At 44.6% G+C, this 12397-nt stretch carries 14 protein-coding genes; 7 read left to right on the forward strand and 7 right to left on the reverse strand.

Translation table 11 applies throughout. The features are described 5' to 3' along the window. Nucleotides 1–240 precede the first annotated feature (240 nt). From paaZ to F8C67_RS08105, 4 genes are all read right to left on the reverse strand, one after another. A complete protein-coding gene (paaZ, locus tag F8C67_RS08090; protein ID WP_317132316.1) occupies nt 241–2295 on the reverse strand; it encodes a phenylacetic acid degradation bifunctional protein PaaZ in 2055 nt (684 codons plus the stop codon). A gap of 67 nt (nt 2296–2362) precedes the next feature. Next, complete coding sequence (locus F8C67_RS08095) at nt 2363–2986, reverse strand: hypothetical protein (protein ID WP_151667329.1); 624 nt, start codon at nt 2984–2986, stop codon at nt 2363–2365. 9 nt (nt 2987–2995) lie between these two features. Then, nucleotides 2996–4336 (reverse strand): hypothetical protein, encoded by a 1341-nt coding sequence (locus F8C67_RS08100; RefSeq protein ID WP_151667330.1) that lies wholly within the window; start codon nt 4334–4336, stop codon nt 2996–2998. Next, a complete protein-coding gene (locus F8C67_RS08105; RefSeq protein WP_151667331.1) occupies nt 4333–4791 on the reverse strand; it encodes a hypothetical protein in 459 nt (152 codons plus the stop codon). The genes F8C67_RS08100 and F8C67_RS08105 overlap by 4 nt, the downstream gene beginning before the upstream one ends. Nucleotides 4792–4818: 27 nt before the next feature. On the opposite strand from F8C67_RS08105, the gene F8C67_RS08110 reads away from it, so the two are divergent. Continuing rightward, complete coding sequence (locus F8C67_RS08110) at nt 4819–5454, forward strand: alpha-ketoglutarate-dependent dioxygenase AlkB family protein (RefSeq protein WP_151667332.1); 636 nt, start codon at nt 4819–4821, stop codon at nt 5452–5454. Here the strand turns inward: F8C67_RS08110 and F8C67_RS08115 are convergent. Next, nucleotides 5420–6244, reverse strand: a complete 825-nt coding sequence (locus tag F8C67_RS08115; protein WP_151667333.1) for a hypothetical protein — start codon at nt 6242–6244, stop codon at nt 5420–5422. The genes F8C67_RS08110 and F8C67_RS08115 overlap by 35 nt on opposite strands. A 520-nt stretch (nt 6245–6764) precedes the next feature. Here F8C67_RS08115 and F8C67_RS08120 point away from each other — a divergent pair. From F8C67_RS08120 to F8C67_RS08145, 6 genes are all read left to right on the forward strand, one after another. Next, nucleotides 6765–7274 (forward strand): hypothetical protein, encoded by a 510-nt coding sequence (locus F8C67_RS08120; RefSeq protein WP_151667334.1) that lies wholly within the window; start codon nt 6765–6767, stop codon nt 7272–7274. Then, entirely contained in the window at nt 7267–8067 is an 801-nt protein-coding gene (locus tag F8C67_RS08125; protein ID WP_151667335.1) for a hypothetical protein, read from the forward strand. The genes F8C67_RS08120 and F8C67_RS08125 overlap by 8 nt, the downstream gene beginning before the upstream one ends. Nucleotides 8068–8135: 68 nt before the next feature. After that, nucleotides 8136–8900 carry a hypothetical protein gene (locus tag F8C67_RS08130; protein ID WP_151667336.1) on the forward strand — a complete coding sequence of 255 codons (765 nt, stop codon included), beginning with the start codon at nt 8136–8138 and terminating at the stop codon, nt 8898–8900. Between the two features lie 81 nt (nt 8901–8981). Beyond that, nucleotides 8982–9746 (forward strand): hypothetical protein, encoded by a 765-nt coding sequence (locus F8C67_RS08135; protein ID WP_151667337.1) that lies wholly within the window; start codon nt 8982–8984, stop codon nt 9744–9746. A gap of 295 nt (nt 9747–10041) precedes the next feature. Then, the gene (locus tag F8C67_RS08140) at nt 10042–10563 is read left to right on the forward strand and encodes a hypothetical protein (protein WP_151667338.1); all 522 of its coding nucleotides are present in this window, start codon (nt 10042–10044) and stop codon (nt 10561–10563) included. 58 nt (nt 10564–10621) lie between these two features. Further along, nucleotides 10622–10867 carry an addiction module protein gene (locus F8C67_RS08145; protein ID WP_170266407.1) on the forward strand — a complete coding sequence of 82 codons (246 nt, stop codon included), beginning with the start codon at nt 10622–10624 and terminating at the stop codon, nt 10865–10867. 274 nt (nt 10868–11141) lie between these two features. On the opposite strand, the gene F8C67_RS08155 is transcribed toward F8C67_RS08145, so the two are convergent. Together F8C67_RS08155 and F8C67_RS08160 are read right to left on the reverse strand one after the other, a co-directional pair. Beyond that, on the reverse strand, nt 11142–11645 hold the full coding sequence (locus F8C67_RS08155; RefSeq protein ID WP_151667341.1) for a hypothetical protein: 504 nt from the start codon (nt 11643–11645) through the stop codon (nt 11142–11144). Between the two features lie 65 nt (nt 11646–11710). After that, nucleotides 11711–12397 carry a hypothetical protein gene (locus tag F8C67_RS08160; RefSeq protein WP_151667342.1) on the reverse strand — a complete coding sequence of 229 codons (687 nt, stop codon included), beginning with the start codon at nt 12395–12397 and terminating at the stop codon, nt 11711–11713.

Below are 12397 nucleotides of genomic sequence, written 5' to 3' on the forward strand. Positions count from 1 at the left end.
GTGACAATTTGTGGCAGTGGCCCCAGCGGGGCCTGTTATATATAGCAGGGTAGTTTTAACCCAATGCGGAATTGTACACCGTTAATTGAATTCGCTACGATTTCATGAATGGCCCTAGAAGGGCCTATTCTCCATTAGCCCGGGCTTTCAAACCCCGGGCGTGGAGTGACAATTGCGGTAGTGGCCCCAGCGGGGCCTATTTTTATTTACGCGGTGGCATTAAGCCCGCGCTAAACTCAATCACATCGACTGATCAATTTTCTTCACCATAGTCAAAATAGTGGCTATCGCAACAGTCTCCTCCTCATCGTCGTAGACCTCAACATTGAATTTCACAATGCCCTTGGCAACGTCGTCTTCCGACCGCTTTTCCTGATCTATTTTTTCTTTCACCGTGAACTTCACACCAATGGTAGTTCCCGGGTACACCGGTTTTGTGAAACGCGCTTCGTCGATTCCGTAATTTAGTAGAACCGGACCTTTTTTCGCCTCCACGAATAGGCCAGCAGCCTTGCTTAGAATGAAGTATCCATGCGCCACTCGGCCTTCGAAAATGGTTCCCTCCAACGAGGTTTCGTCCATGTGCGCGTAGAAGTTATCACCGCTTACATTCGCGAAGTTTACAATATCAGTTACAGTAACCGTATGCTTAGCCGTGTAGACCGTCTCACCAACTGATAGCTCTTCGAAGTGCTTGCGGAAGACGTGCTTGTCAGCCTCTGGACGAGAAGCTCCAGGTTGATAGGTCTGCGTAATTTCTGTGATCGTGTCCGGGTGTCCCTGAATAGCCGTGCGTTGCAAGTAGTGCAGAATTCCGCGCTTTCCACCCATCTCTTCGCCGCCTCCAGCTCTACCCGGACCTCCATGGGTGAGGAGTGGCATCGGAGAACCGTGTCCCGTAGATTCCTTAGCACACTTTTCATTTAGTACGAGAATACGTCCATGCATATGCGCGGCGTTTACCGTGAAGTCACGTGCCTCCTTGTCGTCTCCTGTAACAATGGAAGAAACAAGTGATCCCTTACCTAAATTCGCAATTTCAACCGCTTCATCAAGGTCCTTGTACGGCATCAATGTAGATACTGGACCAAAGGCCTCGATATTGTGTGCCTCGAGTACTTCGAATGGCTTATCGTTACGGAAGAGGATTGGCGACATGAAGGCTCCTTTCTCAGCATCAGCTCCTATGAGATTCAGCTCTTTATCCTTTCCACCGTATACCGTTTCCATAGCGGCCGACATTTTCTCAACCGCCGCCATTACACGTTCAACTTGAAGCTTGGTTGCAAGCGCTCCCATCCGTACTCCTTCTTGACGAGGGTCGCCGATAGTCGTTTTATCTAGGCGCTGAGCAATTCCAATCTGTACATCTTCCATGTATTTTTCTGGCACGATGATACGTCGAACCGCGGTACATTTCTGACCCGCCTTAACCGTAATCTCTTTGGAAACTTCTTTGATGTAGAGGTCGAATTCCGGAGTGCCAGGTGCCGCAGCCTCTCCTAAAACGGAGGCGTTGAGTGAATCAGCTTCTAGGTTGAACGTAACGCCTCTTTCCAGAATCTGCGGACTAGCTTGAAGCTTTTTTCCGGTTGCCGCCGAACCCGTGAAGGTGACGGTATCGCCTAGCTCTACATGATCGAGAATTCCTCGTCCCAGGCCAGTAATGAGCTGTAAGCTTCCTTCTGGAAGAATCTTAGAGGCAATGATTTCACGAACGACAACCTCAGTGAGGTAAGAGGTATATTCTGATGGCTTCACTACCGCAGGAACACCGGCCATTAGGTTTACGGCAATCTTCTCCAACATGCCCCAAACAGGGAAGTTGAAAGCGTTGATGTGTACTGCAACACCGCGTTTTGGAACCATAATATGGTGACCAATAAAGGTTCCATTTCGACTTAGCCCTGCGGCTTCTCCATCAACGTAATAAGGTAGGTCCGGAAACTGTCGGCGCAATGAGGCATTGGCAAAGAGGTTACCAATTCCTCCTTCAATATCAATCCATGAATCAATTTTGGTAGCACCTGTTTTATAGCTCACTTCATAGAACTTGTCCTTGATTTTCATCAAGTGCAACGCGAGCGCCTTGAGCATTCTGCCACGCTCCTGGAAGGTCATTTTTCTCAGTGCTGGTCCGCCTTTTTCGCGTCCATATTCAAGCACTTGTTTGTAGTCGATTCCAGCAGAAGAAACAATGCCGATTTCGTCTCCAGTAATTGCATCGGTAGCCAATAATTCCTGGCCTTCACCGCTTACCCATTCACCGGCAACGTAGTTCTGTATAGTCATGATTGAGCCTTTTCTTTTTGAGGGGAGTAAAGGTAAGGATTATGAATCATGAGCAATGCCTCTTCATTGCTCACCACAAATGATATCCAAACCCAAATAAGTAGTATTCATTGAAGTAACCATATGGTTGAGGCAATATACCTCGACCCGCCTGTATCGATAGCCGATACGACTCCGCCTTATAGACAAATCCCAAATAGGGAATGACATCTATCCCGTTCGATCTTCCTTCTTCACGTATAGGGCTATCTGCAGGGCCGTTAATAATCTCAACTAGAGTAAGTTGTACGTCCAACCCTCCCATGATATGACCACCATATCCTTTGAGGATTCTCACGTTAAAGTCGACAGGAATATTCAAGTTGTGCATGGTTCGGCTATCCATTGAATCGCCGCGTCTTCCAAGCATCGAGTATCGCACTCCAACTGCCCAATTGAAGGCGTCATCATACTTAGAGAAATTCTCTTCGTAAACGACCCCAACATTGAACCCATGCCTCGTTCCGCCAATCCTCCAGTCATCATCTGAGAATTGAAAAGCTGGTTGATATCCGCCAAAGACGTAGAGCTGGGTAATGTGTACGGGTACTCTTTCTTGTTGATTTTGAAACGCAAAGTCCTTCTCTTGGCCAAAAAGGGGCATGGACACGACTGCGCTTAGTCCCGAAATGAATAAGATATGTAACCGGGTCAATTTCAACGCTTAGTTCGTGTTTGGCCAGAGTATCCCATAATTTAAGCCGAACCCAAATGTGTCGAGCCCAAAAGGAACCGTTTCATTTGAGATGTAGGATTCGGTGGAATAGTAGAGGTAGAGCAAGATTCCGTTATGGATGGCTTCGAGTCGAATGGTCATGCTTTGAGTTTGCGGACCATCATCATTTCCGAACGCGAGGAAATTAATAGGACTATCAACTCGGCTATCTACCCAAATAAAGGACCCTCGTGCAATCAAGCCCTCATCTTCATCTTTTGTAAAATATATTGAAGACCGGAAGCCGCCATGGAATTGCAAATCTCCGCCTAAATCGCGGTTGTACATCTGTCCCGTATTTAAGTCTTCTCCCGAAGCGGTACCGGATAATTGAAGGCCTCGGAACACGTAATCGATCTCGATTACATCAAAGAAAGTGAAACCCAAATGCGGTGTGATCTCATAGCGCTCGTAGTTATCCCCCATAAAATCGACTTGTCCAAGGAAACCATAAGAAAGTCTAATTGACCTGTCATCGGTTAAGAAGGAAGTATGCTCAATATTCATGTTGAGACCAACTCCTCCAAATGAAGGAGAGTTTTCGAGACCAGGTGTGCGCTCTACGTCATAGAGGTTGCCAGAAACGCCGAGTGTGAAGAAACCGTTGATTTCCTCATCGAATTGAGGTCTAGAAGTATATGAACGAGGACGTTGACTCTGGCTTTGTTGATCTCTTATAATGTATTCGCGTATATGTCCAGTTGCTGGGGAGTTTTCAGAGTTTCCATAATCATAACTCAAACCTCCTGAAAACACCTCTCCAGAATATCCATCACCAGATTCACGAATGCACTGGTTAAAAGAGTTACTAGATGACTTCAACTCATCCACAAATTGGTAGCTTTCTCCCGTTTGGTCGCCAAAGACGAAGAAATTCAGATGGAGTGGCCCCGAAATCCTACAAACTTCTCGTCCATTTGAATTTTTGAAGGACATGCCATCGATTTTGAATACCAGATTATCAACAAAATCGTCTGGACGGAATACGTATCTCTCGCGTTCGCCATCCCTTTCTCTATAAACACCTTGCCGGTCTAGAATACTCTGAACTTGAGACTTGGTATAGCGTTGACCACCTACTTCCATATAAAGGAATCGGAAGGACTTTAAGATATACGACGGATAAAGCGTGTAGCCCGAAGATTCGGTGTTGTGTTCGAATGAAATCTCATAATGACCGCCATATTCGTCTGTAAATGAGAATGAAATGAGGTCGCCTTTACCGTAACTCTGCGCCTGAGATAAAAGCGTCGAAAGGATTAATGTGAGGGTAAGTAATAGCTTTTTCATGGATAAGGAACTCTGTATACACGACAATAGCGGTCGTTGTTAACAAACTCACGATCTACACGTACCGGACCTCCTGGCGCCTCGAGGTCGAATACATCAAAATCACTACCGTATTCGAGTAAGATTTCTTCCCCTATTCCATCCTCACATCTAGTGGCGCCCGTTTGCCATGGCGCAACACTTGGGATTTCAAGATTGAACTCATCACCAGAGTCTAAATCAACAAACAAAATATCTCGCGTAGGTCCGTAGATAGCTAAGATGGAGTCTCTGAATCTTAAAGAATCCTGAATCGACATTGGATTCCCAGAATTGAACCGATTGAAACTACTGAATGAGATAAGCGTTTGCCTATCGTCAGGAATGCGGTAACGCGGGTTTTCTTCCAGCTCAATTCCTTCAATACAAGAGAGCAATAACAAGGGAAGAGCCGCTAGGAGCAGAACTCTTTTCATGAAAGTAGGTTTTCACCATGAAGATACATGGATAAATTTATAAGGGCGAAATCTCAACATCTAAAAACAGCAGGCATTAATCCATTTGAAATCATACCCGACGATTTATCAGATCAACTTGAACTGCACTTTGATGTGCTTGACAATGGGCATGAACTGTACCAAAATCTAAGGACGAACATTGAATGGAACCAGCGAGAGATCCGAATGTTTGGAAAAACGCATTTAGAACCGAGGTTGGTAGCTTGGTATGGAGACCGAGCGGCACGGTACGTCTACTCTGGAATTGAAAACGTGCCCTTGAGTTGGACGCCTGATTTGATCAGGATTAAAAGTCATGTTGAGAAAGTTGCAGGTACACAATTCAACAGTGTGCTGCTGAACTTGTACCGTGACGGTAATGATTCGATGGGGTATCACTCGGACGATGAACCAGAACTTGGAAGAGAACCTGTAATTGCTTCCTTGAGCTTGGGGTCTGATCGGAAGTTCAACATGAAGAATAAAGAATCGGGCAGGCTCATCTCGATGAACTTACCGAATAATTCGCTCCTTATCATGAAAGGCAAGTTTCAAGAGGAGTGGAGGCATGCCGTTCCGAAGACGAAGAAAATTGCGGGCGAAAGAATCAATCTGACATTTCGGAAGATTCATCATCAATAGCGTGATCCACTAACCGGAACTCCCTTTTGTCAACAATTTCAATAAATCCATTGGCGATTCTTTCGAGCCCCTCATCATCGATTGCAGGGTATCTCATATCAAAGAAAGGGTCATCTTGAGATGAGTACGTCATCTCGTTTCCTCGGTAAATTTTTAGGTATGCGTCGTGGTAGAGATACCCGCGGAAATAATAAATATCCTCTCTTACTTTTCTAATTTGAATCTCCCAGCTTCTACTGTAGATGGTCAATTTCGCCTCTGTAACCGGGCTATGCGAAAGGTTAACGAGACTGAGTGCTCCCTCAAAGCAAGTATTACAACCCCGCACTTCGGTATACAACATCACGAGTGTTTCATTGTCTCTTTGGAGTACATCAACAGCTTGGGTGTACCCGCTCAGTCCTAGGTCAACCAATTGTGATTGTCCGTCGGACTCTATCCAAGCGTAGACGTACACTTGTTGGAATGACCCGCCGGTCTTGGCATCCCATTGCAAGATGGAAGCGTTTGTTCCTTCGATGGGTAGGATGTCAATCATGTCAATATTGGTGATTGAATCGAGCGGAATATTGAGGGCGGCAAGTTTTTCTAGACTTGAAATCATGACCCATTGGAACTCGCCAATGATATCCGCAGGGTACGCACCGTCGATTGGATCATCGAATGGATATGTTCCTTGAATGGTGTCGCTGGCTAATTTGAGGCTATCGAGGTGAATGCGCCAATCTTGAGCGCGAGTATGGGGTGAGAGAGTGCAGAGGAAAAGTAGAGTGATGAGTCGGAGGTGCATTGTGCGGTGAGGGTTGGAGGTGGGTGGAAGGTTGATGATGGGTGGGGTGGTTTATTGATGTCCTTCAGTGGGTTGAAAGGTGGGGTTTTGCCCGGGGCCACTTCCCGCGACCCCACTCTCAAGTTCTGAAAAAAGTTGGACAAGATTCGTGCCTTAAACGGAAGTAAACGTTTAATACGGATAATGACGAAAAGCAACGTGAGATTCGGAGTTTTAGTGAAGTAGTGGCTAACTTGAAACTGGGGAGGGGCAAGCCATTCCCCATGAGGTATTACGTTAGCTATTAGTCCACCTTGAGGCCCCACGAATGCAATCATCCACTTCAAGGAGGCCCATTTCGAAGATAACGGAACGTTTCGAAAAAAACACCGACCTAACCACTTGATCCTCAGCGCTCTGTTTACAAATGCTCATTATACTGACAAATTTGGCCTTTGAAACTGACAAGTGTTTATAAAGAGGTCGTTAGGTTTGCAGTCGCACCCTACCACTAGGTTTCACTGTAAACCTATTTAAACCAATGAAGACTATTTCTTCAATGGGGTATGTTATGCTGCCCCTACTTTGTTTGACCGTTGCATGTAAAGATCCTTTACCGGCATCAAGTCAAAAGCAAGCGCTTACTCTAGAGCTTGGACAGTACATGAACCTTTCATTTTGCGATGAGCTGAGTGAGGGGGAGGAACGTGATGTGCGTGTGTATGTGCATCGGGATGAGTATGAAGGGAATCGAATAATAGCCTATAACGTCGCCGCCGGCCGCTATTATTTGTCCAACGACATGACTAAGCTTGAGAATGTTCAGTTGGTGGACCCAGATCGATTCGGCGTACCTCTAGTGATTCCTGAACACGGCACATACGCTTTGAGGGTTACTGCCCAAGGTCGTGATTGTTACACCTGCTGCAATGGTCCTTCTTGCCCATCGGGAGAAGGAGAACCATCATTCGAAGCTGTTGCCATTGAATTCGATCGAGACGACAATCCATCTACCAAAAATGTTTCCTTAAAATATAAAGCTTGTGAATAGTTTGTCAACAACCTTGAAGAAGAGCTGTATTAGAATCGTATTCAATTTTATTTCAGCTGGAATTGTGCTTGCCTCTTTAACGAGTTGCGATAAGGACCAACTTGAGAATAGCGCTGGAGGAAGCGAGTTCCCAATCTTGTTTTCATCTGAATCGTATGAAGATGTAAAGCACAAGATTAATATCGGCAGGTCCCAATTATCAAATTCGTACAGTACCATATATCTCAGCGGAGGGTTCAGGGATCCTTTTGGTTTGTTCACAACAGCAGGTCATTTAACCGTAGGTCAATGGAATTGCCCTGTACAAGAGAACCTGTTTTACAAGACTGTACTAGACACCGATCCAGACCATTCCAGCGTGGCGAATGACATGAATGGTAAAAACGTGAATATCGACTATGAAATCTATGGTGTTAATCAAATAAGCACCATTTATTCACCTGCTTATATCGATGTTTATTTCAATCAAGATGTGTGGCACTTTGATAAAACGCAGGATCTCGTCATGACGTGGGACGTCGACCAAAACTCGCCTTTCGATAAGATCTACGTGGCATTTGTGAGTCGCGGTGTGGACGGTGTACCAGATGAATACACTAGAGGGCTAGTAATCGATGAAATTACTGACGATGATGGAGAGTATGTGTTCCCATCTAGTACGTTCTCTTCATGGCCCGATGATCTTTGGATTGACGTGATTGTCATGCGAGGAAACCAGAAGTTCATAGAAGAAACGGGAACGTTGATAACCGTGCTAAACTATAACTACACTTCGGGTAGGATTAGAAATTAGATGAAGGAAAGTCTAGGAAATGATACATCATTTCCTAGACTTATTCCCTAGCAAAGCTCAAAGAAGAAATGAGGAAAAAACCGCTGTTCATTCTTGGTCTCATAATTTTCGTTCAGGTCTTAATTGGTTGTGAGGACGATGTTTTTAATGAAGATTACCAAGAAAGTGAATTCCCTATGCTCTGGCCTTCCGAGTCCCTTGACGTGAAGCACACCATTAACATTGGCCGGGCGCAAGAGAGCAATTCGCGAAGAGCAATCTACCTCAGCGGAGGATTTAAGGATCCATTTGGTTTATCAACGACCACAGGGCATTTGAGTATTGGTCAATGGAATTGCCCAGTTCGAGAGAACCTCTTTTATAAGACGGTTTTAAGTTCTGACCCAGACCATGCAAGTGTGGTAAACGATGTTAATGGTCACAATGTGCTCATTGATTACGAAGTATACGGTGTCAATCAACAAAGCACCATTTATTCACCTGCTTATATCGATGTTTATTTCAATCAAGATGTTGACGCTTTAGATAAAACCCAGGATCTGGTTATGACATGGGACGTCGATCAAAACTCGCCCTTCGATAAGATTTACGTGGCATTTGTGAGTCGTGGTGTTGATGGCATGCCTGATGAGTACACTCGAACGCTAGTGATTGATGAAATTACTGACGATGACGGTGAGTACGTCTTTCCGTCAAGAACGTTTTCTTCATGGCCGGATGGTCTTTGGATTGATGTGATTGTCATGCGGGGGAACCAGAAGTTCATAGAAGAGACGGGAACGTTGATAACCGTTTTGAACTACAACTATACCCTTGGTGAGATTCAGAGCTAGTATGTAAATAAGGAGATGTCCGGGGAGGATGAAGTTCTTCTCCGGCCTTTTCTCTTAAGTAGAACACGTCTACATATCAAAATGAAAAACAGGATAACCCTAACCTTCTTCACGGCATTAATTTTCACGTTATCAAGCTGTAACAACAACCAACTCGAGGAAGAATTTCACGGAAAGGACTTCCCAATGCTTCTGTCTTCTCAATCGTATGAAAACGTGAAGCACACAATCAATATCGGGAAAGCCCAAGAGGGTAACGAGCTTCATATGATCAATTTGAATGGTGAGTTCAAAAGTCCATTTGGACTACTCACTACCTCTGGATATTTGAATTTCGGACAATGGACGTGCCCAGTTCAGGAGGACTATTTCTATCGCAAGATTTTTGATAATCAGCCCGAGTTTGCGGCAATTGCGGCGGACCTCGATGGGAAGGATGTACTCATAGAATATGAGGTGTATGGTGAAAGCCAAAAAACGAAGATTTATTCGCCCGAGAATATCGATATCGGTTTCAGTCAGGATATTCGATACATCGACAAAACTGAAGATTTGGTTATCACTTGGGACGTCGACCCCAATACGCCCTTCGAAAAGTGCTACGTGGCATTCGTGAGTCGCGGTGTGGACGGTATTCCTGATGAGTATACCCGCACGTTGGTGATAGATGAAATTACCGACGATGACGGTGAGTACATTTTTCCTTCAAGCACGTTTTCGTCTTGGCCAGATGATTTATGGATTGACGTGATTGTCATGCGTGGAAATCAGAAATTCATCGAAGAATCTGGAACGTTGATTACCGTCTTGAACTACAACTATACTGCGGGTAGGATTAGGGATTAGGAATGGATGCACCAGGGGAGTTTCTATTGAGGCTCCTCTGGTGTTCATCGCTATCTTCCGAACTCCATCAGCGTGCCGCCCTACTTACCATAGAGTCCAAAATGTCCCTGAATACTTTCGGTGCTGAATCGATCAGAAGTATAGTGGAAAGGGGTGCCAGTGAGCAAGGCGCCCATGGATTCAATTAAACTATTCGAACAACCGGCTTCTTTTGACAAGCTTCTTATCAAAGAATTCAACGATAATTCATAATTAGTCAAGAAGTTGTCAGTATTCTTATCCAGCAAATGACCCAATGAAAAACACCCTCTTCAATATTTCACTCGCGTTGGTTTCCACCTTTACGCTAATGTCACCTAAGAGTGTGTCGCCGGCCGATTATAGATGCGTTGTTAACATCAATAATCAACCCATAACAATGCCGTACCCCATCATCATTTCTATCGTCGAAGATGGGCAAAAAGTGAGGTATTACGGTGAGTACAGGGCAGGCTCAATTTCGATGGACTCTTCTTTTTCACATCACATTTCTTCTTCCAATTCGGACAGCTGTGAACTAGTCATACGTGATGACTCTTATTCATATCGAGAAGAAGAATCTTTGTGCGAAGGAATGCCGGGGAGCTATAGATTTATGGTGGATAGGGAGTTGTTTCAGTCCAGTTATTTTACCATTGAAATCAAATCAGGCTGCTTGAATGTCCACGAGCTAGTAGATTATGAAAAAAGAGGACCAGAAATCAATCATTGGTTTACTCTGAGAATTTCTAGACCTGACAAGGTGGAACGCATTCAAAGCATTGAAAATGAGTGGTGAGAGATTTCTATTCTGAGATGCGAACCTTAGAATCTTGATTGCTTAACTTTGAAAGAAAGTGAAACACTTCATGACCATTTCAGAGAGACTTGATAGAATTTTCCTGCTGCTCAAAGAAGCAGATGCAGGTATGCTAGAGAAGGTCGAAGCTCTCTTAGAGCGAGGCAATTCTTCAAACATTTCAAAGGCTCAAAAACGCGAACTCGATAAGCAAGAGAAGTTATACAAAACCGGCGCCGGTAAAACTTACTCATGGGAAGAGATCAAGCAAGAATTGATCGACAAACATGGGCTACAAGATTGAATTTAGAGAGAAAGCACGAGCAGGTATAATTGATGGATATCGTTGGTATGAATCTAAACAAGCTGGACTAGGGGCCCGCTTTGTGTCCGAGGTAGAAAATGCTGTCTATAGAGTTTCTCAATACCCTTTGCATTTTCAGAAACGTTACAAGAACTATCGAGAAATCTGCCTTGATAGTTTTCCATTTGTAGTCGTCTACGAGCTCAAACTAGAACTGATAATCTTTTCTGCAGTTTTCCCAACCAAGTCTGACCCCTCAAAGAAGTACTAATCCTCACCCCCTCAACCTCTCCTTCCCATACTTCACTTCTCCATAGTTAGAGAGTATAGCTACGGCCTTGTCTAGCTTTTCTTCCAATGCAATGTGCTTTCGACGAATGTCTCGATATTTGAAGAAGGAGAGTGTTTGTGTGCCCGTTGAAATACCGCCGAAGATGAAGTAAACTCGCTTTCCAGAAGCCAATTCAAATTTGTCCATTATAGCCTCGCCGTAAAAGATGATAGCCAATAATAGGCCCACAATTACTGCTACGTTGCCCACATTCAACGCGAAATAATATTTCCTCTGCGAGTGCGCCCTACGTTCCTCCCTCACCAACTTCTTCATCTTTAGGTGGATGTCATCCTTCTCAAAGAAGTTACACTCCCCCTTTACCCGGCCACTTGGAAGGATTTTGCAATAAGCACCTCTGCCCGTTTCAAAGCGCTGATGCGCACAGTATTCACAGTGGTAAATGTCTTGTGTGTTGACCTGTGGGATGTCCAGAATACGATTCATGAGAGCAAAAAAAACCGGGCTAAACACTGTCGTCTAGCCCGGTTAAAATAAGATTTATTCGATACCTAGTCTTCCAATTTTACCTTGAAAGCGGTTTCCATTTCCATATCGGCAGAGTTAAACGGACGATAGCGCAACACCACACCTTTTCTATTGCTGCTCATCAACACATCTTCATTATTCAACTCGTCTACCTTGCCATTGAATTTCACTTCCGTGATGAAAGCCATATCCTGGAACATCATCATCATCATTTGCATGCTTGAATCAGCATCCTCACCCATAGCCTCAGCCATTTTCGCCTGTAAGTCGCTATAGCCGTTGAATGCAAACTCTCTTCGAGACTTTCGCACAAACAAGTCAGGCATACCGTCGTAAAGTGTATCCTCAATCATCAGGTTCGCCCCAGCGTTGAGCGCTTCCATATCTTCAAAGTCGAATGCAACATGTAATTCTGTTCCATCTTCACTTTCATAGGAACGAACGTTGTCCAAGCCATCAATAGCCATCAATTCGTCCAACTTCGCTGTAAATGGCACTCCTTCTGCGGTGTCCAACATAGCCTTCATGCTGAACTTCTCTCCTTCAGCTTCCGCTTTAGCCGCAAGCATAGCACCCATTTCTCCAAAACTGAAAGAGAAGTCATAACTCCCACTTCCATTCGAATTCATGTTTACCGTTTGCTTTATCTCAAAACAACCCGTTAAAGCCACGGCTAAAACGGCAATCGACATTAACTTAAATACTCTCAT

The organism is Phaeocystidibacter luteus, assembly GCF_008933115.1.
Taxonomy (GTDB): domain Bacteria; phylum Bacteroidota; class Bacteroidia; order Flavobacteriales; family Schleiferiaceae; genus Phaeocystidibacter; species Phaeocystidibacter luteus.